The 19,097-nt window shown below is 72.4% G+C and carries 21 protein-coding genes; 14 read left to right on the top strand and 7 right to left on the bottom strand.

Translation table 11 applies throughout. The annotated features are described in order from the left end of the window. Positions 1 to 20: 20 nt before the first annotated feature. Positions 21 to 785 (bottom strand): VOC family protein, encoded by a 765-nt coding sequence (locus tag KUM38_RS33925; RefSeq protein ID WP_217135248.1) that lies wholly within the window; start codon positions 783 to 785, stop codon positions 21 to 23. A gap of 76 nt (positions 786 to 861) precedes the next feature. Continuing rightward, complete coding sequence (locus KUM38_RS33920) at positions 862 to 1,260, bottom strand: VOC family protein (protein WP_217135246.1); 399 nt, start codon at positions 1,258 to 1,260, stop codon at positions 862 to 864. 82 nt (positions 1,261 to 1,342) lie between these two features. On the opposite strand from KUM38_RS33920, the gene KUM38_RS33915 reads away from it, so the two are divergent. Continuing rightward, positions 1,343 to 1,885: a GNAT family N-acetyltransferase gene (locus tag KUM38_RS33915; RefSeq protein WP_217135244.1), complete on the top strand. Its 543-nt coding sequence runs from the start codon at positions 1,343 to 1,345 to the stop codon at positions 1,883 to 1,885. Positions 1,886 to 1,889: 4 nt separating this feature from the next. Here KUM38_RS33915 and KUM38_RS33910 read toward each other — a convergent pair whose 3' ends face one another. Next, a complete protein-coding gene (locus KUM38_RS33910) occupies positions 1,890 to 2,573 on the bottom strand; it encodes a glycerophosphodiester phosphodiesterase family protein (protein ID WP_217135242.1) in 684 nt (227 codons plus the stop codon). 252 nt (positions 2,574 to 2,825) lie between these two features. On the opposite strand from KUM38_RS33910, the gene KUM38_RS33905 reads away from it, so the two are divergent. The 5 genes from KUM38_RS33905 to KUM38_RS33885 all read left to right on the top strand — a co-directional run bounded on the left by KUM38_RS33905 (position 2,826) and on the right by KUM38_RS33885 (position 8,101). Further along, a complete protein-coding gene (locus KUM38_RS33905) occupies positions 2,826 to 4,223 on the top strand; it encodes a DUF6421 family protein (RefSeq protein ID WP_217135240.1) in 1,398 nt (465 codons plus the stop codon). A 44-nt stretch (positions 4,224 to 4,267) separates the two neighbouring features. After that, positions 4,268 to 5,014, top strand: a complete 747-nt coding sequence (locus tag KUM38_RS33900; protein ID WP_217135637.1) for an SDR family NAD(P)-dependent oxidoreductase — start codon at positions 4,268 to 4,270, stop codon at positions 5,012 to 5,014. Continuing rightward, entirely contained in the window at positions 5,011 to 6,081 is a 1,071-nt protein-coding gene (locus KUM38_RS33895; protein WP_217135238.1) for a low specificity L-threonine aldolase, read from the top strand. Before KUM38_RS33900 ends, KUM38_RS33895 begins: the two co-directional genes overlap by 4 nt. Positions 6,082 to 6,156: 75 nt before the next feature. Then, positions 6,157 to 6,729, top strand: a complete 573-nt coding sequence (locus KUM38_RS33890) for a transglutaminase domain-containing protein (protein WP_217135236.1) — start codon at positions 6,157 to 6,159, stop codon at positions 6,727 to 6,729. Positions 6,730 to 6,913: 184 nt separating this feature from the next. Next, entirely contained in the window at positions 6,914 to 8,101 is a 1,188-nt protein-coding gene (locus tag KUM38_RS33885; RefSeq protein WP_217135234.1) for a hypothetical protein, read from the top strand. A gap of 22 nt (positions 8,102 to 8,123) precedes the next feature. Here KUM38_RS33885 and KUM38_RS33880 read toward each other — a convergent pair whose 3' ends face one another. Next, positions 8,124 to 9,143 (bottom strand): hypothetical protein, encoded by a 1,020-nt coding sequence (locus KUM38_RS33880; RefSeq protein ID WP_217135233.1) that lies wholly within the window; start codon positions 9,141 to 9,143, stop codon positions 8,124 to 8,126. A gap of 109 nt (positions 9,144 to 9,252) precedes the next feature. Then, positions 9,253 to 9,981 (bottom strand): 1-acyl-sn-glycerol-3-phosphate acyltransferase, encoded by a 729-nt coding sequence (locus KUM38_RS33875; RefSeq protein WP_217135230.1) that lies wholly within the window; start codon positions 9,979 to 9,981, stop codon positions 9,253 to 9,255. A gap of 255 nt (positions 9,982 to 10,236) precedes the next feature. On the opposite strand from KUM38_RS33875, the gene KUM38_RS33870 reads away from it, so the two are divergent. The 4 genes from KUM38_RS33870 (at position 10,237) to KUM38_RS33855 (ending at position 13,353) form a co-directional block, all read left to right on the top strand. Next, the gene (locus tag KUM38_RS33870; protein WP_217135229.1) at positions 10,237 to 10,599 is read left to right on the top strand and encodes a thioredoxin family protein; all 363 of its coding nucleotides are present in this window, start codon (positions 10,237 to 10,239) and stop codon (positions 10,597 to 10,599) included. A 213-nt stretch (positions 10,600 to 10,812) separates the two neighbouring features. Continuing rightward, positions 10,813 to 11,322, top strand: coding sequence for a flavin reductase family protein (locus KUM38_RS33865; protein WP_217135228.1), 510 nt, complete (start codon positions 10,813 to 10,815; stop codon positions 11,320 to 11,322). 218 nt (positions 11,323 to 11,540) lie between these two features. Then, a complete protein-coding gene (locus tag KUM38_RS33860) occupies positions 11,541 to 12,329 on the top strand; it encodes an electron transfer flavoprotein subunit beta/FixA family protein (RefSeq protein WP_217135227.1) in 789 nt (262 codons plus the stop codon). A 61-nt stretch (positions 12,330 to 12,390) separates the two neighbouring features. Continuing rightward, positions 12,391 to 13,353, top strand: a complete 963-nt coding sequence (locus KUM38_RS33855; RefSeq protein WP_217135226.1) for an electron transfer flavoprotein subunit alpha/FixB family protein — start codon at positions 12,391 to 12,393, stop codon at positions 13,351 to 13,353. A gap of 58 nt (positions 13,354 to 13,411) precedes the next feature. Here KUM38_RS33855 and KUM38_RS33850 read toward each other — a convergent pair whose 3' ends face one another. Then, positions 13,412 to 14,314, bottom strand: a complete 903-nt coding sequence (locus KUM38_RS33850) for an endonuclease/exonuclease/phosphatase family protein (protein ID WP_217135225.1) — start codon at positions 14,312 to 14,314, stop codon at positions 13,412 to 13,414. Positions 14,315 to 14,461: 147 nt separating this feature from the next. Here KUM38_RS33850 and KUM38_RS33845 point away from each other — a divergent pair, with 147 nt between their 5' ends. The 4 genes from KUM38_RS33845 to KUM38_RS33830 all read left to right on the top strand — a co-directional run bounded on the left by KUM38_RS33845 (position 14,462) and on the right by KUM38_RS33830 (position 18,347). Beyond that, positions 14,462 to 15,766 (top strand): aldolase/citrate lyase family protein, encoded by a 1,305-nt coding sequence (locus KUM38_RS33845; protein WP_217135224.1) that lies wholly within the window; start codon positions 14,462 to 14,464, stop codon positions 15,764 to 15,766. Between the two features lie 71 nt (positions 15,767 to 15,837). Next, positions 15,838 to 16,335 (top strand): DUF2975 domain-containing protein, encoded by a 498-nt coding sequence (locus KUM38_RS33840; RefSeq protein ID WP_217135223.1) that lies wholly within the window; start codon positions 15,838 to 15,840, stop codon positions 16,333 to 16,335. After that, a complete protein-coding gene (locus tag KUM38_RS33835; RefSeq protein ID WP_217135222.1) occupies positions 16,335 to 16,553 on the top strand; it encodes a helix-turn-helix transcriptional regulator in 219 nt (72 codons plus the stop codon). Before KUM38_RS33840 ends, KUM38_RS33835 begins: the two co-directional genes overlap by 1 nt. Positions 16,554 to 16,619: 66 nt before the next feature. Continuing rightward, positions 16,620 to 18,347 (top strand): serine/threonine-protein kinase, encoded by a 1,728-nt coding sequence (locus KUM38_RS33830; RefSeq protein ID WP_217135220.1) that lies wholly within the window; start codon positions 16,620 to 16,622, stop codon positions 18,345 to 18,347. Here the strand turns inward: KUM38_RS33830 and KUM38_RS33825 are convergent. Beyond that, the gene (locus tag KUM38_RS33825) at positions 18,293 to 19,096 is read right to left on the bottom strand and encodes a hypothetical protein (protein WP_217135218.1); all 804 of its coding nucleotides are present in this window, start codon (positions 19,094 to 19,096) and stop codon (positions 18,293 to 18,295) included. The two genes, KUM38_RS33830 and KUM38_RS33825, sit on opposite strands and share 55 nt — an antisense overlap. Between the last annotated feature and the right edge of the window lies 1 nt (position 19,097).

The following is a 19,097-nucleotide window of genomic DNA, read 5'->3' as shown; positions in this document are numbered from 1 at the left end:
GCCACGGGCCCGTCCCCCGCTCACCACCCGTCCGCCGCCCGGTACACGCCGAACATCGCCCCCTGCGGGTCGCGGAGCACCGCGATGCGCGGACCCTCCGGATGCGAGACGGGCTCCATCAGCACCGTGCCCTCCACCGTCGTGGTCGTCACCGCGGCGTCGTCCACGTCGTCCACGGCGAAGTACGGCAGCCAGTGCGCCGGCACCTCGTGCGGGAACTTCTCGTCCATCGTCACCATGCCGCCGAAGTCCGCTCCGCCGGCACTCCACTGCGGATACCGCCGCGAGGCGTCCACGCTCCAGCCGAACACGCCGGTGTAGAACGACACGGCCTGCCGCGGCGCCCGCGTCATCAGTTCCACCCAGCCCAGGGACCCGGGTACGCCGAACACCCCGGCGCCCGGGAAGGCGTCCGCCTGCCACAGCTGGAAGACGGCGCCGGTGGGGTCGACGGCCACCGCGGAACGGCCCGCGTCGAACACGTCCGTCGGGCCGAGCAGCGCCTGCCCGCCCGCCGCCCCCACCGCACGGAGGGCGGCCTCGACGTCGGTCACCGCGAACGACACGTTCCAGGCCACCGGCTGTGACTCCTGGTACAGCGGCGCCAGCGCGGCGACCGCCGCGTCACCGAGGTACGCGACCGTGCAGCCGCCCGGCTCCTGACGCGGGTCCGTCCCGGGGCGCCAGCCGAACAACCGCGTGTAGAACCGTCGGGCGGACTCCGGATCGGTGGTCCCCAGCTCGGCCCAGCAGGGCCCGCCGGTCACCGGCGCGGACTGTTCCATGGCGCTTCCCTCCGTCCCCTCGCCACGCTAAGCCCGCCTTCCGGGCCCGGCCATCCGGCGCGGGCGTGCGCCGCCCTCAGATGCCCGGCCGGTAGCGCAGCGGGTGTTCGGCCGGGATCTCGACCAGCACGATCGGTGTGCCGTCCGGGTCCGCGATCCACATCTCGAGCAGGCCCCACGGCTCCCGCACCGGGGGACGGACGATGTCGACGCCCTTGGCCGCCAGTTCCTCGTGCGCCACCGCGATGTCCTCGACCTGGAGCCACAGCCGTACGTCCGGGGAGGCCGCCGAGGAGGGGTCCGCGCGGCCCGAGAGCTCCAGGAACCCCCCGCCGAGGAAGTAGACGGTGCCGCGTTCCGGGCCGGTGCCGAACTCGCGGTGGACGGCGAGGCCCAGCCGCTCCCCGTAGAAGGCGCGGGAGCGGTCGGGGTCGGTGGGGCGGAGCAGGACGCGGCTGCTCAGTACGTGCACCATGCGGCCGAGCGTAGTGGCCGGGTTAGTCTCGTTCCCGCCCGAGCCACGCCGGAAGGCGCCCAGACGAACCGGAGACGTGCCCATGGAATCCGCCATCGACACCGCACTGACCTTCCGCGACGCGACCGACGCCGATGTGGACGTCCTCGTCGCGCTGATCGAGTCGGCGTACCGGGGCGAGTCCAGCCGGGCCGGGTGGACCACCGAGGCGGACATCCTCCAGGGGCAGCGGACCGATCCGGAGGGGGTGCTGGAGGTCATCAAGGCGCCGGACAGCCGGCTGCTCGCGGTGGAGCGCGGCGGCCGCGTGGTCGCCTGCTGCCAGCTGGAACACCGCGGCGCGCACGCCTACTTCGGGATGTTCGCGGTCAGCCCCGCCCTCCAGGGCGCCGGACTCGGCAGGACGATCATCGCGGAGGCGGAACGCCGGGCCCGCGAGACCTGGGGCGTGGAGGAGATGCACATGACGGTGATCTCCGTGCGGGAGGACCTGATCGCCTGGTACGAGCGGCGCGGCTACCGCCGTACGGGACGGATGACGCCCTTCCCGTACGGCGACGAGCGCTTCGGCATTCCGCAGCGGGACGACCTGGAGTTCGAGCTGCTGGTGAAGGAACTGGTCTGACGGCTCACGCGGTGAAACGCCCGGTGCGCTTGATCTCCGGGTAGTCGGTGGTGGCGCCGTCGAGCCCCAGGGCCCGTACCAGTCTGAGGTGGTCCTGGGTGTTCACCACCCAGCCGATGATCCGCAGCTCGGCCTTCCGCGCCCGCTCCACGGTCTCCAGGGTGAGCCGGCGGATGTTGAGGCAGACGGTCGAGGCACCGGCCCCGACCGCCCGGTCCACGATGTCGGGGCCGTAGCGGCTGGCGATGAGCGCCGTACGGACGCCGGGCACCAGGCGGGCGGTCTCCGCGATCGCCTCGTCGTGGAACGAGGACACCTCGACCCGGCCGGCCAGGTCCCGTCCGTTCATCACCTCGGCCAGCGCCCGTGCCGCGTGGACGTCCTTGATCTCGGCCTGCAGCGGCGCCCGGACGGCGTCGAGCACCTCCTCGAAGACGGGGATCCGCTCGCCCCGCCCGGCGTCCAGGGCGCGCAGCTCGGCGAGGGTCTTGTCGGCGATCGCGCCCGTGCCGTCCGTGGTGCGGTCCACCTCCGTGTCGTGCATGACGACGAGCGCGCCGTCCTTGCTCAGATGCAGATCGAGTTCGATGACGTCGAGGCCCGCCTCCTGGGCGGCGACGAAGGACCGGAGGGTGTTCTCGGGTTCGACGCCCATGACTCCGCGGTGACCGATGGTGAGGAAGTTCAAGATGCGACTCGCTTCCGTCGACGGCGGCGGGGGGCCGCGTCCCTACGGCCCTCCTGGACCGTATCGCCTGTGCCCGTCGCGTCCAGAGGCTGAACCTCGATCGCAGACAACGTCGCTCCCCAGGTGTATCACAGGAAAAAATGCGGTGAGCGTGGGGGTAGGGCAGGATAATTTCTTGAGATGCCCCTTGCTGGGAGAAACCTCATATGTATACGGTCTCCATACGCGAGGTTCTCCTGTGGAGGATGAGACATGACGGAAATTCTTGTGCAGGTGGGTGCCGAGGGGCAGGTTCCTTCGGCGACCAGGGTGGTGGAGCACCCGGCATGGCCCGTGCTCAAGGATGCCGTGGAGCGGATCCGGCCCTGGCAGTCAAAGGACGGCTCGATCGACTTCGACGCCGACGGAGCCCCGGACCGCGCCGACGCCGAGCGCGCGGTGCGCGCCGTGATCGGCGCCGTCGAGGAGCTCTCCCCGCTGCTCCCGCACGACCGCGCCTACCACGAGGCGCTCGCCGAGGACCTGGACCGCTGGGCCGGGGGCGGCTTCGCGGTGCCCGACTTCCTCGACTCGCTGCTGGCCTTCCAGCCGGCCGCGAACCGCGCGGACGGCCTCCAGCACCTGGTCGTCTTCCCGATGTACACGCAGAACGGCAACCCCGACCGCAACCTCGAGGCGGTCGTGCTGCGCATGGTCTGGCCCGACTGGCTGGCCGAGCTGGAACGCACCCGCTACGACAACCCGCTGTTCTGCGGCATCACCTTCGAGGACTTCACCTCGGGCTACGACACCAACTCCGCGGTCCTCTTCCCGGAGACCATCGCGGTGCGCGAGGCCCCCGAGCGGTTCACCTGGGGCGGCATCTTCTGCGACCGCGAGGCCGCCCGCTTCCGCCGCGTCACCGAGGCCGCCGTGGACATCCTGGGTCTGGAACTGCCCGAGGACGTCGCCGCGATGGTGCACGACCAGAAGCGCTGCGAAGAGGCGTTCGTCCTCTGGGACATGGTCCACGACCGCACCCACAGCCACGGCGACCTGCCGTTCGACCCGTTCATGATCAAGCAGCGCCAGCCGTTCTGGATGTACGGCCTGGAGGAGCTGCGCTGCGACCTCACCGCCTTCAAGGAGGCCGTGAAGCTCGCCGGCGACGGCGTCCCGCAGGCCCGTGACGTCCAGGTCGCGGTGCTCTTCGACCGGATGTTCCGCTTCCCCGTCACCGGCGAGCGGGTCCGCAACTACGACGGCCTCGGCGGCCAGCTGCTCTTCGCCTACCTGCACAAGCACGACGTCGTCCGCTGGACCGACAACAAGCTCTCCATCGACTGGGAGCGCGCCCCGCAGGTCACCAACCAGCTGTGCGCCGAGATCGAGACGCTGTACCGCGACGGCATCGACCGCCCCAAGCTCGTCCACTGGTTCGCCGGGTACGAGCTGGTCTCCACCTACCTCTCCCCGCACCCGGGCTCCAGGTGGGCCAAGGGCCCCGACGCCCTCGACCTGACGCAGCCGCCGCGAAAACTCGTCGATGACGTGCTTCCGGACGAGTTTCCGCTGAGCATGTTCTATGAGGCACTGTCCAAGAAGCTGAAGAACGTGATCGCCTCCACCCGGGGCATCACGGCGGACGGCGCCGAGCGGGCCGCCGCGTGAGCGACGGCACCGACGACCAGGAACAGGCTCGGGAGGCGAGGACCATGGGGAACGGGGCGCTCGACGGCGCGGTGATCGCGGTGGCCGGAGCGGGGGGACCCGCGGGCCGGGCGGCACTGCTCAGGCTGGCCGAGGCGGGGGCGACCGTCGTCGGCTCCGACAACGACCCGGAGCGGCTGGCGCAGGCGGTCGACGCGGCGCGCTACGCGCACGGCGGCGCCACCGTCACCGGTGACACGGTCGACCTGCTGGACCTGGACTCCACCCGCGACTGGGCCACCCGGGTCGAGAAGGAGTTCGGCCGGGTCGACGGACTGGTCCACCTCGTCGGCGGCTGGCGCGGCAGCGAGACCTTCACCAAGACCAGCCTGGACGACTGGGACTTCCTGGAGCTGCTGCTGGTGCGCACCGTGCAGCACACCTCGCTCGCCTTCCACGAGGCGCTCCAGCGCAGCGACCGCGGCCGGTACGTGCTGATCAGCGCGGCCGGGGCGACCAGGCCCACCGCGGGCAACGCCGCGTACGCCGCGGGCAAGGCGGCCGCCGAGGCCTGGACGCTCGCCATGGCCGACTACTTCCGCAAGGCCGGGGGCGAGCGGGGGCCGACGTCGGCGGCTGCCATCCTGGTGGTGAAGGCGCTGGTGCACGACGCGATGCGCGCCGACCGCCCCAACGCGAAGTTCGCGGGCTTCACGGACGTCAAGGACCTGGCCGAGGCCATCGTCGGCGTCTGGGACAAGCCCGCCGCGGAAGTGAACGGAAACCGTCTGTGGCTGACCGAGAAGCCGTGAACCCACCGAGGACCGACGCGCGTCGTCATCACGACCCGGACGTCCGCGGTTTCGCCAGCGACAACTACGCCGGGGCCCACCCGGAGGTGCTCGCCGCCCTGGCCGTGGCCAACGGCGGGCACCAGGTCGCGTACGGCGAGGACGCGTACACCGAGAACCTCCAGCAGGTGATCCGCAGCCACTTCGGCCCCACCGCGGAGGCGTTCCCGGTGTTCAACGGCACCGGCGCCAACGTCGTCGCGCTCCAGGCGGTCACCGACCGCTGGGGCGCGGTGATCTGCGCCGAGAGCGCCCACATCAACGTGGACGAGGGCGGGGCGCCGGAGCGGGTCGGCGGGATCAAGCTGCTCACCGTGCCCACCCCGGACGGCAAGCTCACCCCCGAGCTGATCGACCGGCAGGCGTACGGCTGGGACGACGAGCACCGGGCGATGCCCCAGGTGGTCTCCATAGCCCAGGCCACCGAGCTGGGCACGGTCTACACGCCCGACGAGATCCGCGCCATCTGCGAGCACGCCCACGCGCACGGCATGAAGGTGCACGTCGACGGCTCCCGGCTGGCCAACGCCGCCGCCACGCTGGACGTGCCGCTGCGCACCTTCACCAACGCGGCCGGCGTCGACCTGCTCTCGCTGGGCGGCACCAAGAACGGCGCCCTGTTCGGCGAGGCGGTCGTGGTGCTGAACCCGGACGGCATCCGGCACCTGAAGCACCTGCGCAAGCTGTCCATGCAGCTGGCGTCCAAGATGCGCTTCGTCTCGGTGCAGCTGGAGGCCCTGCTCGCCCGCGACCTGTGGCTGCGCAACGCCCGCCACGCCAACGAGATGGCCCAGCGCCTGGCCGAGGGCGTGCGCGCCGTGCACGGCGTGGAGATCCTCCACCCGGTGCAGGCCAACGCGGTCTTCGCGCGGCTGCCGCACGACGTGAGCGAGCGCCTGCAGAAGCGGTTCCGCTTCTACTTCTGGGACGAGGCGGCCGGTGACGTCCGCTGGATGTGCGCCTTCGACACCACCGAGGACGACGTGGACATGTTCGTGGCCGCGCTCAAGGAGGAGATGGCCCGCTAGCAGTGCATGCATAGATATGCGGCCGACCGGAAATGCATTGACTGCCGGTCGGTCGCATACCTATGCTCTGGCGGCATGCAGCTGATCCAGGAAACCCCGGACCTCTCCGCCTACTTGGCCGCCGATGAGGCGATCGACCACCATCATCCGCTGGTCCGCGAGACGGCGGCACGCCTCGCCGCCAGGGTGGCCGACTCGTATGAATATGCGCAGGCGGCCTTTGAGTTCGTGCGCGACACCATTCCGCACTCCCAGGACTCCGGCGATCTCCGGGTCACCTGGCGCGCCTCCGACGTCCTGGAGCAGCGCACCGGCATCTGCTACGCCAAGGCCCACGCGCTGGCCGCGCTGCTGCGGGCCGAGGACATCCCGACCGCCCTCTGCTACCAGAACCTCGGCGTCGTGCACGGCCTGGTCGCCGTACGGTTCCACGGCGCCTGGCACCGACAGGACCCCCGGGGCAACAAGCCCGGGGTGGACGCGCGGTTCTCCCTGGACGGCGAGCGGCTGGCCTTCGTCCCCGATACGGCATCCAATGAGGCGGACTACCCGGTCCTTCATGCTGCACCGCACCCGGTCGTGCTGAACGCCCTCAAAGCCGCCCCCGACCGGCCGTACCTGTGGAGGACCCTCCCCACCGCCCTCTGACCCGAGGCGGCCCAGGACCTCCACGCCGCCGTGTCCGACGAGGTGCGCGCCCCGGCACCCGGCTTCCCCCGACTCGTCGGGGCCCACGGCCCGGCCGACGGACCGCTGGAGAGGTTCAGTCCCGGCGCGCATCACCGTGCACCCCGTCGCGGGGGTGCCCGGGGCGGCCGTTAGTCTGCCCCTCATGCGTGACGGGGGACAGGACGAACAGGTGGACGCGGACGCGCGACCGGGGCGCCTTGCCCTGCTGAGACGGCACTGGCTGCTCAGCTCGGCCGTGGCGCTGGTGCTGCTCGCCACCGCGACGGCGGTCCCGCTGGCCCTGGCGGACTCCGGTGACGGCCCGCCCTGCCGGGAGGTACCGGCTTCGACCCGCGCCCTCGCGAAGGACCCGGCCGCCGCCACCCGCGCCCTGGACCCGGGTGACGACATGTCCCGTTTCCCGGCCGTCCGCGAGCTCGTCCGGCACGAGCGTCCGTGCGGCGACGGCGCCGAGGCGCTCGGGGCCGTGGTGGAGGCCGCGACCCGCGCCGCGCGCCCCGGCGCCCCGCACACGGTGGCCCAGGCGCGTGCCGCCTACGCCGTCGTCGCGGCCCTGGACTGGGCCGAGGTGCCCGACGGGATGGCTCCCGGCCTGGCGCGGATGCTGGCCGACTACGTGGTGGACGAGGCCCGCTACCTCTCCCCCTCCGACGACGTCACGGGCCCGGCCGCGACCTCCGAGCAGGCGGCGTCCGACGAGGATGGCTACTCCCCGTACGGCCGTTTCCTCGCGCCCGAAGAGGCGCACGCGGACTTCGAGTACACCCGTCCCGACCTTGACGCGGAGGCGGATCCCGACCGCCTCATCGAGGAAGTGGCCCGGAACCCCGAGGCGTTCGCGATCCTCTACGACGCCGAGCGCGCGTACTTCGCCCACTACCTGGAACGGCTCACCTCCCAGGGCGGCGACCCCGACTTCCGTCCCGGGAAAGAGCCCCGTGGCGCCTCCACCTCGACCGCCACCTCCTGGCCCGACAACGACCTGGAGGACATCGCCGGGCGGATCGGCTCCCTGATGAGGCACCGCGCGGCACACGCCAGGAAAGGCGAGATCCCCGACCTCGCAGCCTTCGACCGGGCCGTACGGCGGCACACGCGCGGCGCCTACCTGCCCGCCGTGCGGCGCCTGACCACCCGTCCGCCCATGGGCGACATCGCCGACCGCCCGGTCTCCGGACAGCTGCGCGGGGAACTCGCCGACGGCCGCCGCCAGTTGTTCGCCATGCTCGACGCCTGGGCCGAGGCGCGGAGCGTGCCCGGGGCGCGAGCGGCGGCCATGCGCCAGATCATCGACAACGCGTACGTACTGGGGCTCTGGATGAGCATCTGAGCGGGTTCCGGCGGGCAGCCGGTCACCTCACCAGCAGGCCGGAGCAGTTCCGCCGCTCCATCTGGTCGCGGGCGAACGCCTCCAGCAGCTCCCGTTTGCCGTCCCGCCCCACACCCGGGATCTCGTCCGACCCGTCGACGGCGAAGTGCGCGGCCTCGCCGGCGCAGCGGGCGGTCGCGGTCAGGGGGAGAGGCCGCCCCCTGTGGTCGGTGGCGAAACGGCTGCTCCAGTCGCCGTACCAGGCGACGAACGTCAACCGGCGCCCGTCGCCGCCGTCCGCCGCCTTTCGGCCGTACAGCAGACAATGGCCCGTCGGCGCGGTGTCGTTGGTCCCGTCCGCCACCTGCCAGCCGCCCTCGTCAGGGAGGCCCGCGCGTGTCGTCCACCCGCATCCGGTGTCGCCCGCCTCGGCGAGCGGAACCGGCTTCGGAACCTCCTCCGGTTCGACGAGCCCGGCGTCACCGTCGGGAGCGGCCAGCGGCTCGGCGCCGCAACCGAGCCGGTCGGAGGCCCCGTTGACGAGCGCCACGGCCGTCTCGTAGACGACCGGGTGACCCCACAGGGTGTCCGTGCCGAACTGCGTGCGCACCAGCAGCCTGTGCGGCCGGCCGTCGTCGTCCTTCCCCAGGCCGGGGCAGGGCAGGAAGAACTGCGCGGCACCGAAACGGTCGATGAAGCCGGGCAGGCCCGGGAGCACCGGCGCCTGAGGGAGGAACCCCTCCTCCGGGAAGGCGGTCAGGAACTCCCGGTCCTGCTGGTCCCGTCCGGTGTAGGCCTCCACCCACAGCACCAGGTCGCTGCGCAGGTCGTCACCCTCGAACGACAGCCTGCACCAGTACTCGCCGAGCTCCCGGTGCGTCACCGACTCGGCGTCCTTGAAGTGCGACCCCTTCGTCGCGAGCTGTCGTACCGCGTCCCCCGGCAGTGCCCCGTCGCAGGCCGTGCGCACCAGCCACCAGTCCTGGGCGAAGGGCGCGGCGATCCAGCCGCCCAGGCCCACCGCCGCCGCGGCCGCCACCGCCACCTTGATCCAGCGTCGCATCGTTCGCCCCCGTAACGCAGCCGACAGAACGGAACCGGCGTGCGGGACGCCGGTTCCTCGTCACTGGCGGGACCCTATCGACAGAGCGGGGCACCCGGGACGGTGGGTGTCAGCGGGCCTCGGCCTCGCGGACCTGTTCCGGGGTCGGGGCCGTGCCGCCGAGGTGGGCCGGCATCCACCAGGTGTCGTCCGGGTCCTTGGGTCGCACCGGGTACGCGCGCTGCGCCGCCTCCAGCAGTTCCTGCACGCGCTCGCGCAGCTGACGGGTGATCGCGCCCGCGTACTTGTCCCTGGACGCCTCGATCGCCTCTCCCACGCGGATGGTGATCGGGGTGTGGCTGCGCCCGAAGTTGCGCGGGTGGCCCTTGGTCCACAGCCGCTGCGTGCCCCACACCGCCATCGGGATCAGCGGCACGCCCGCCTCCTGCGCCAGGCGCGCGGCGCCCGACTTGAAGCTCTTCAGCGTGAACGACTGCGAGATCGTCGCCTCCGGGAAGACGCCCACGATCTCCCCCGACCGCAGCGACCGCAGCGCGTGCTCGTACGCCGCCTCGCCCTGCTCGCGGTCCACCGGGATGTGCTTCATGCCGCGCATCAGCGGACCGGAGATCCGGTGCCGGAAGACCGACTCCTTCGCCATGAAACGGACGAGCCGCTTCTGGGGGAGCGCCGCCAGGCCGTTGAAGACGAAGTCCAGATAGCTGATGTGATTGCTCACCAGCACGGCGCCGCCCGAGCGCGGTATGTTCTCCGACCCCTGGCAGTCGATCTTGAGGTCCCACACCTTGAACAGGGTGCGGGCGAAGCCGACGACGGGCCGGTAGACGAGGTCTGCCATGGGCGGGTCGGAACCCTTCCTTCTCTGCCTGGGAAGGAAGCTCCCAGTCGAAGTTACGCAGCCGTAGGTTTTACGGCTTGTCGCAGATGGTGCCCGAAGAACGGCCGGTGAACCAGCCCTGGCGCCCGTCGGCGGCGAGATTCTCGTCACGTCCACCCTTGAGCCACCTCGGGCTTTGTGCGCCCGGCCGGGAATGTCCACGGCCCCGGGAGCGCTGGAAGCCGTTGACGGAGGAGTCATGGCGGGAGCGGGCGAGTGAGGGATCGGGACGGCGGGCGACGGCTCGGAGCGGCGGAACCGTGGGCCGGGCCGGAGGACCGGTGGGTGGACCGGCTGGAGGGCCGGCTGGGGGAGCGCGCCACCCTGGTGCAGTTCTCCAGTGCCTTCTGCGCGCCCTGCCGGGCGACCCGGAGGGTGCTGGCCGAGGTGGCCGCGCTGGTGCCGGGCGTGGCCCATGTGGAGATCGACGCCGAGGCCCATCTGGAGCTCGTGCGCCGTCTGGAGATCGTGAAGACGCCGACGGTGCTGGTCCTCGACGCCGCCGGCCGGGTCGTGCGGCGCGCGACCGGACAGCCGCGCAGGGCCGATGTGATCGCCGCGCTCGGGGAGGCGGTGTGAGGGCCGGCCCATGGTGAGGCGTCTCCCACATCACGGGACCGACTTGACTGTGCCCACCACTTGTCGTCAGCCTGACCCCATGTCTTCGGAACTCCTTCGCCACCGGCGGGTACCCGGCCGCCCGGCGGCCGCCGCCCGCCCCGCGCGTGTGCGCCGACCGGGCCGGTGAGCAGCCGCGAGCCCGTTCGTCACCTCCCGCGGAAGGACAGTTCCGTGACGGCCGCGTCCGACCTGGGCACCGCCCGGCCCGCCTCGCCCGAGCTGTTGCGCTCCGTCTTCCGCAGGCACGCGGCGGGCGTCGCCGTGATCACCGCGCGCGGCCGCCGCGGTCCGGTCGGCTTCACCGCGACCTCCCTCGCCTCCGTCTCCGCCGAGCCTCCGATGCTCTCCTTCGGCATCGGCACCGGGAGTTCCAGCTGGCCGGCGATCGCGACGGGCGACCACGTCGGCGTGCACGTCCTCGGGGAGCACCAGCAGGAGCTGGCGGCGACCTTCGCGCGCAGCGGCGCCGACCGCTTCGGTCCGGCCACCGCCTGGCGGGAGGGGCCGGAGGGGGTTCCGGTCCTGGACGACGTGCCGGCCTGGATGGTGTGCAAGGTGGTGGCCCGGGTGCCCGCCGGTGACCACCGGATCGTGATCGCCGAGGTCCTGTTCGGCGACCCCACCGGCCACGGCCGTCCGCTCCTCTACCACCAGGGGCGCTTCAACGGCCTGCGCGACTGAGACGGGCTTCCCCCTGGTCGCGAGCCCGTCGAGTTCCGGTTACGCTGCGTTGCGAAGGTCACAGTTCAAAGCGCTTGCTTAGCGGGAAGGAACTGGGTGTACTGACGAGTAATATTTCGTTCGGAGCGCGGGCCGCCCCGACCGGGACCGTCCGCTTCGGGCGCCTATGCTGCCTGCAGGCAGGCAGCCAGAAATGACGATGCAGTAGGAGAGCCGGCGTGAGCTTGAGGATCGTTGTCACCGTGAAGTACGTGCCCGACGCCACTGGCGACCGGCACTTCGCCGATGACCTGACCGTCGACCGGGACGACGTGGACGGTCTGCTCTCCGAACTGGACGAGTACGCGGTCGAGCAGGCGCTGCAGATCTCGGAGAACTCCGACGACGACGTGGAGATCACCGTGCTGACGGTGGGTCCCGAGGACGCCAAGGACGCCCTGCGCAAGGCGCTGTCCATGGGTGCGGACAAGGCGATCCACGTCGAGGACGACGACCTGCACGGCACCGACGCCATCGGCACCTCCCTGGTCCTGGCGAAGGCGATCGAGAAGGCCGGCTACGACCTGGTGATCTCCGGCATGGCCTCCACCGACGGCACCATGGGCGTCGTACCGGCGCTGCTGGCGGAGCGTCTGGGCGTGCCGCAGGTGACCCTGCTGTCCGAGGTGTCCGTCGAGGACGGCACGGTCAAGGGCCGCCGCGACGGCGACGCCGCCTCCGAGCAGCTCGAGGCCTCCCTCCCGGCCGTCGTGTCGGTCACCGACCAGTCGGGTGAGGCGCGTTACCCGTCCTTCAAGGGCATCATGGCGGCGAAGAAGAAGCCGGTTCAGTCCTGGGACCTGTCCGACCTCGACATCGACGAGGACGAGGTCGGTCTCGAGAACGCCTACACCACGGTCGTCTCCGCGGCCGAGCGTCCGGCGCGCACCGCCGGCACGATCGTCAAGGACGAGGGCGAGGGCGGCAAGCAGCTCGCCGAGTTCCTCGCGAGCCAGAAGTTCGTCTGAGCTACGAGGCTCCACTCGCTTCCCGCCCCTCACCCTTCGCAAGCAGGAGAGAAGAAGTCCCATGGCTGAAGTTCTCGTCTACGTCGACCACGTGGACGGTGCCGTCCGCAAGCCCACCCTGGAGCTGCTGACCCTGGCCCGCCGCATCGGCGAGCCCGTCGCCGTCGCCCTCGGCAGCGGCGCCGCCGACACCGCCGCCACGCTCGCCGAGCACGGCGCGGTGAAGGTCCTCACCCACGAGGCCGCCGAGTACGCCGACTACCTGGTCGTGCCGAAGGTCGACGCCCTGCAGGCCGCCCACGAGGCCGTCTCCCCGGCCGCCGTCCTGGTCCCCTCCTCGGCCGAGGGCAAGGAGATCGCCGCCCGCCTGGCGCTGCGTCTCGGCTCCGGCGTCATCACCGACGCCGTCGACCTGGAGGCCGGTGACGAGGGCCCGGTGGCCACGCAGTCGGTGTTCGCCGCCTCCTACACCACCAAGTCCCGGGTCTCCAAGGGCACCCCGGTCATCACGGTGAAGCCGAACTCGGCCGCCGTGGAGGCCGCCCCGGCCGCAGGCGCGGTCGAGGCCCTGAGCGTGACCTTCTCCGCCCAGGCGACCGGCACCAAGGTCACCGGCCGCACGCCGCGCGAGTCGACCGGCCGTCCGGAGCTGACCGAGGCCGCGATCGTGGTCTCCGGTGGCCGCGGTGTCAACGGCGCGGAGAACTTCGCGATCATCGAGGCGCTCGCCGACTCGCTCGGCGCGGCCGTCGGTGCCTCGCGCGCCGCCGTCGACGCCGGCTGGTACCCGCACACCAGCCAGGTCGGCCAGACCGGCAAGTCGGTCTCGCCGCAGCTGTACATCGCCTCCGGCATCTCCGGCGCGATCCAGCACCGCGCGGGCATGCAGACCTCGAAGACCATCGTGGCCATCAACAAGGACGCCGAGGCCCCGATCTTCGACCTGGTCGACTACGGCGTCGTCGGCGACCTGTTCGACGTCGTGCCGCAGCTGACCGAGGAGATCAAGACCCGCAAGGGCTGATCACCCGAGGCCCGGCCGGGGCCCCCGCGACCGCACCGGTCGCGGGGGCCCCGGCGTGTCACAGGGTCAGGCAGGCCTGGACCGGCAGATGGTCGCTGGGGAACCGGCCGCTGGCCGCGAACGTGTTCACCGACGCCCGGTGCACCGTGACACCGGGCGTGGCCAGGATCCAGTCGATGCGGGCACCGCCCGGCACCAGCGGCCCGTACCCGTGGAACGTCCCGTACGCCTCCCCGCGCTCGGCCGCCGCGTCCCAGGTGTCGACGAGCCCGGCGCCCAGCATCGTGTCGTACACGGGGTTGCCGTGGGCGGCGGCGTTGAAGTCGCCCGTCACGACCACCGGCAGCGAGCGGGCCAGTTCGCGGACGCGTTCGGCGACGAGGGCGGCGGCCCGCTCCCGCGCGTACTGGCTCGCGTTGTCCAGATGGGTGTCGAGGACGCAGAACTCCCGGCCGTCGGCGCGCAGATCGCGGAAGCGGACCCAGGTGACCATGCGGATGTGGGCGTTGCCCCAGGTGTTCGAGGCGATCACGTCCGGGGTGTCGGACAGCCAGAAGTGGTCGTACTCCAGCGGGGCGAGCCGCCGGGTGTCGTAGAGGACCGCCATGAACTCGTCGCGGCTGCCGCCGGCCCGTCCGGTGCCGATCCAGTCGTACGACGGTCCCAGGTCGGCCCCGATGTCGCGCAGCTGCCGGTACAGGCCCTCCTGGGTGCCGAGGACGTGCGGGCGCTCGCGGCGCAGCAGCTGCCGCATCACGGGCCTGCGGGCGGCCCAGCTGTTCGGCTCGGCCGTGCTCGCGAACCGCAGGTTGAACGACATGACCCGCAGCGGACGTTCCGGGCGTTCGTCCGCCGAGGCCGGTCCGGGCGGCAGTGCTGTACTGGAGAGCGGGAGGACGACGGAGGCGGCGAGCGCGCTCTTCAGTCCCAGACGGCGTGTGACACGGCTGTGAGTCGGCACGGACAAACGATGCCAGATGGACGTGAACATGACGAGATGGGGGAGTGGGCCGGGGCGTAAGACGGTGTTGACCGGCGAGAAGGAAGCCCGATAGCTTCATTCAACGGATTGTTGATTCCGTATGGCGGAAGCTTGGGAGGGTGTGGGATGGGTCAGGAGCGGCAGGAGCGGGTGGCGACCAGTCTCGCGGGCGCCGTGCGTGAGGAGATCGGCGCCTCCCTCGCACCGGTCGACGCCGAGCTGGAGCGCCGCTACCCCGGAGACCCCGGCACCCGCCAGCCCGTCCACACCGTCTACGTCCCCGGTGACGCCTTCGCCGCCGACACCGTGCGCGCCTGGGGCGACCGGGCCCTCGCCGCGCTCGACGAACACGCCCCGGACGCCGCCTCCTTCGCCGCCGTCCTCGGGCTCGACGACGACCTGGCCGAGGACGTGTACGACCGCGTCCGCGCCAAACTGGAACGCGAGCCGGTCGAAGACCTGCGCGTCGACTTCGAGGACGGCTACGGCAACCGCCCCGACGCCGAGGAGGACGAGGCCGCGGCCCGCGCGGCCCGGATCGTCGCCGAGGCGTACCGCGACGGCACCGCGGCCCCGTACACGGGCATCCGCATGAAGTGCCTGGAGGCCGCCGTCCGCGACCGGGGCATCCGCACCCTCGACATCTTCCTCACCGGTCTGGCGGAGGCCGGGGGGCTGCCCGACGGGCTGGTCCTGACCCTGCCCAAGGTCACGTATCCCGAGCAGGTCACCGCCATGGCCCGGCTCCTCGGTGCCTTCGAGGAGGCGCGCGGCCTCGAACCCGGCCGGATCGGCTTCGAGATCCAGATCGAGACCAGCCAGGCCGTCCTCGCCGCCGACGGCACCGCCACCGTCGCCCGCATGATCCAGGCCGCCGGGGGCCGCGCCACCGGGCTGCACTACGGCACCTTCGACTACAGCGCCTGCCTCGGCGTCTCCGCCGCGCACCAGGCGAGCGACCACCCGGCCGCCGACCACGCCAAGGCCGTCATGCAGGTCGCCGCCGCGGGCACCGGCGTACGTCTCTCGGACGGCTCCACCAACGTCCTGCCCGTCGGACCCACGGCGCAGGTCCACGACGCCTGGCGGCTGCACTACGGCCTCACCCGCCGCGCCCTCGCCCGCGCCTACTACCAGGGCTGGGACATGCACCCCGGCCACCTCCCCACCCGCTACGCGGCCGTCTTCGCCTTCTACCGCGAGGGCTTCGCACAGGCCGCCGCCCGTCTCGCCCGGTACGTCGACCGGGCCGGCGGCGACGTCATGGACGAGCCCGCCACCGCCAAGGCCCTCGCCGGACACCTGCTGCGCGGCCTGGACTGCGGCGCCCTGGACGACGCCGAGGTGGCGCGCCTGTCCGGACTGTCCCGCGCCGGCCTGGAGGGCTTCACGTCGCCCCGGCGGGGAGGCCTCACGGCCTCCGTGCGGTAGCACGGCCGCCCGCTTGCTCCACCTATCGAATCTCGATAGATTTCCATCGTGGTTCGGTTCAAGGAGGGGTGATGGGACGGTTGACCGTGCTCGCGCTGCGCGCCGTGATGGTGGCGCTGCTGGCGGGCTCCCTGGGGGTCCAGACGGTGCTGGTGCCGCTGATGGCGAGCGACCTCGAAGGGCTGGACGCGGAGTACTCGTCGCTGCGGTTCCCGCTCCTCCTCGTCGTGGTCCTCGGCGTGGTGACGGCCCAGGTCGTCCTGGTCTGTGTCTGGCGGCTGGTGACGATGGCGCGGCGCGGGACCGTCTTCTCCCATGCCGCCTTCCGCTACGTGCACATCGTCATCGGCGCGTTCGTCGCCGCGGGGCTGCTGGTGTTCGCGCTCGGAGCGCTCCTCGCGCCCGGCGAGGCCGTGGCCCCCGGCGTCGTGGTGCTGCTGGGCGGGGCCGGTCTGGCGATCCTGGGCATCGCCCTGGTCGTGCTCGTCCTGCGGATGCTGCTGGCGCAGGCCGTCGCGCGCGACGTCGAGGCGTCGCGGATGCGGGCCGAGCTGGCCGAGGTCATCTGATGCCGATCGCCGTCGACATCGACGTGATGCTGGCCAGACGGAAGATGTCCGTGGGCGAACTCGCCGAACGCGTCGGGATCACGCCGGCCAATCTGGCGGTGCTCAAGAACGGCCGCGCCAAGGCGGTGCGCTTCACGACCCTCGCCGCGCTCTGCGAAGTGCTCGAGTGCCAGCCGGGCGACCTGCTGCGCTGGGAGCCCGAGGACACCCCGCCCTGACCTGTCACCCGTGCCCCTTAGGCTGTACGCCACGCACGGTCGGTGGTGTCGAGGAACGGGGCAGTGGTGTCAGCGGGGGAGTACGGACAGGGGGACGGAACCGGGCGGCTGCTGGCCGGCCGGTACCGGGTGACCGCGCAGCTCGGGCGCGGCGGCATGGGCGTGGTGTGGAAGGCGGTGGACGAGGTCCTCGGCCGCGAGGTGGCGGTCAAGGAACTGCGCACCTACACCGACGCCGCCGGTCCCGAACTGGCCGACCTGGGACTGCGGATGCAGCGTGAGGCCCGCGCGGCCGCCCGGGTGCGCCATCCCGGCGTCATCGCCGTCCACGACATCGCCGAGACGGACGGCCGGCCCCTGATCGTCATGGAACTCATCGACGGGCCGTCCCTGGACGACGTGCTCCGCGACCGCGGCACCCTCGATCCGCGCGAGGCGGCCGACATCGGCGCCAAGGTGATGGACGCGCTGGCCGCCGCGCACCGGGCCGGCGTGCTGCACCGCGATGTGAAGCCCGGCAACATCCTGCTCGACCGCTCGGGCCGGACCGTCCTCACCGACTTCGGCATCGCCACCATGGACGACCCCGGCGACGGCGCGGCCACCCACCTCACCCGGAGCGGCGAGATCGTCGGCTCCCTCGACTACCTGGCGCCCGAGCGCGCCCAGGGCGCCGTCCCGGGACCGGCCTCCGACGTCTGGGCCCTGGGCGCCACGCTCTACGCGGCCGTGGAAGGCGCCTCGCCCTTCCGCCGTACGTCGACGTTCTCCACCCTCACCGCGATCGTCTCCGAGCCGCTCCCCGACTCCGGCCGGACCGGCCCGCTCGCGCCCGTCCTCGGGCGGCTGATGGACAAGCGGCCCGAGGCCCGTCCGGAGGCCGCGGAGGCACGCGTCCTCCTGGAAGCCGTCGCCACCGGCGCGGACACCCCGACCACCTCGCTGCGCCGGCCCACGCCCGTACCCGCACCCGTCCGCACCGAGACGGAGCGCAGCGTCCCGGCGGTGCCACCGGGCTTCGGGCCGCCGGAGCGGCCGACCCGGCCCGAGGCACCGGGCGGCCCGGTGCCAGGTGCGCACGCGGTCCCGGAGGCCGGTTCCTCACCCACCGGCCCCATGGACTCCGCAGCGCGCTCCCGCCGCAAGGGGCGCGCGCTGCTCGCCGCCGTGGCCGTCACCGTCGTCCTCGCCGCGGCGGGCATCACGGCCGCCGTGTCCGACTCCTCGGACGGGAACCGGGCGGACGCGCGCACCGGGGGCACCCGCACCGACGCCCCGGCCTCACCCACCCCGTCAGGCGACACGGACGCCACGCGTCCCCTGGGACCCGGAGCGGACGCGGAGAGGAGCGCGGCACCGTCGGAGAAGTCCGACGAGAAGGACGAGACCGAGGACACCCCCACCGGCCGTCCCGCCACGTCCGCCGCCGAGAAGACCCCGGACCGCGGCACGTCCGGTGGCGACGACAGCGACGGCGCGCCGGGAGGGGACGGCGGCGCGGCCACGGCGGCCCCCGTCTGCCACCCCGTCGGTGGAGGCAAGTACAACTGCCAGGTCTGGCGCACCGCCACGTCCTACACCGCCTCCGGCACCGAGGCCGGCCTCCTCAACGCGGGCACCAACTACTTCTACTGCCAGCAGAACCTGGGCCGCCGCGAGACGCACGGCGAGTGGACCAACACGTGGTGGGCCAGAACCGACGACGACAGCGGCAACACCGGCGTCTGGGTCAGTGACGTCTACATCAGGGGCGGCGCCGACGACGCACCGGTGCCGGGACTTCCGTACTGCTGAGACCCCGCGTACCGCTCCAGGCCGCAGACCGTCGCCAGCTTCCGCTCCGCGAACAGCCGGGTTCCCCGCGCGCACAGCCGGAGGTCGGCGCGGGCCCGCGCGCAGAACTCCTCGGGGGAGACGCCGAACAGCTCCCGCAGTCCGGGCACGTTCACGAGCAGATCGGTGAGCAGCGCCCGCTGACCCGGGTGGGCGCGCGGGGCGCCGGTGCCGTCGTGCAGCACGCCGTGGCGGTTCACGTACGCGTACGCGCCGGGGAGCGCGGAGCCGTCGGCGAGTTCCACGCGCACATCGGGCGCGGGCAGCCAGACGCGGTGGAAGTTGCCGTCCGGCCGCGGTACGCCCTCGCTCGCGTCGATCACCGCGAGCTGCCGGGCGTCGAGCCAGAGGACGAACAGCTCCCGTACCGTCCCCGGGGCGCGGACCGGCGAGTGGGACACATAGCCCATACGGCTGACGTGCGCCGAGACGCCGATGCCGACGCCTGTCACCCGCGTCCGCACCATCGGCACCGGCGTGATGACCCCGGACTCGGCCATCTTGTGCCGCAGCTGGCCGGGACAGGCGTTGGAGCCGACCGCGAGCACGGGCACGCGGTCCTCGTACACCAGGCGGTCCAGCGGCAGCAGCCGGTCCCCGTTCAGCAGCCCCGAATCCCGCGGCCACGCGCCCGGATACAGCAGCGGGTGCTCGCGCGGCGCCTTCTCGAGACCCAGCGCCCGCAGGGTGCGGTCCTCCTCCACCGGCACC

The organism is Streptomyces sp. AC558_RSS880 (genome assembly GCF_019049255.1).
Classification (GTDB): Bacteria; Actinomycetota; Actinomycetes; order Streptomycetales; family Streptomycetaceae; genus Streptomyces.
Note: the sequence above shows the minus strand (reverse complement) of the source record. Positions and strands in the feature narration are given on the sequence as shown.

Excerpts from the sequence above, each read along its gene's own strand:
- KUM38_RS33840 (WP_217135223.1), top strand. The coding sequence starts at position 15,838 with ATGGGACGGTTGACCGTGCTCGCGCTGCGCGCCGTGATGGTGGCGCTG.
- KUM38_RS33890 (WP_217135236.1), top strand. The coding sequence starts at position 6,157 with ATGCAGCTGATCCAGGAAACCCCGGACCTCTCCGCCTACTTGGCCGCC.
- KUM38_RS33885 (WP_217135234.1), top strand. The coding sequence starts at position 6,914 with ATGCGTGACGGGGGACAGGACGAACAGGTGGACGCGGACGCGCGACCG.
- KUM38_RS33855 (WP_217135226.1), top strand. The coding sequence starts at position 12,391 with ATGGCTGAAGTTCTCGTCTACGTCGACCACGTGGACGGTGCCGTCCGC.
- KUM38_RS33835 (WP_217135222.1), top strand. The coding sequence starts at position 16,335 with ATGCCGATCGCCGTCGACATCGACGTGATGCTGGCCAGACGGAAGATG.
- KUM38_RS33925 (WP_217135248.1), bottom strand. The coding sequence starts at position 785 with ATGGAACAGTCCGCGCCGGTGACCGGCGGGCCCTGCTGGGCCGAGCTG.
- KUM38_RS33845 (WP_217135224.1), top strand. The coding sequence starts at position 14,462 with ATGGGTCAGGAGCGGCAGGAGCGGGTGGCGACCAGTCTCGCGGGCGCC.
- KUM38_RS33915 (WP_217135244.1), top strand. The coding sequence starts at position 1,343 with ATGGAATCCGCCATCGACACCGCACTGACCTTCCGCGACGCGACCGAC.
- KUM38_RS33900 (WP_217135637.1), top strand. The coding sequence starts at position 4,268 with ATGGGGAACGGGGCGCTCGACGGCGCGGTGATCGCGGTGGCCGGAGCG.
- KUM38_RS33905 (WP_217135240.1), top strand. The coding sequence starts at position 2,826 with ATGACGGAAATTCTTGTGCAGGTGGGTGCCGAGGGGCAGGTTCCTTCG.
- KUM38_RS33920 (WP_217135246.1), bottom strand. The coding sequence starts at position 1,260 with ATGGTGCACGTACTGAGCAGCCGCGTCCTGCTCCGCCCCACCGACCCC.
- KUM38_RS33875 (WP_217135230.1), bottom strand. The coding sequence starts at position 9,981 with ATGGCAGACCTCGTCTACCGGCCCGTCGTCGGCTTCGCCCGCACCCTG.
- KUM38_RS33880 (WP_217135233.1), bottom strand. The coding sequence starts at position 9,143 with ATGCGACGCTGGATCAAGGTGGCGGTGGCGGCCGCGGCGGCGGTGGGC.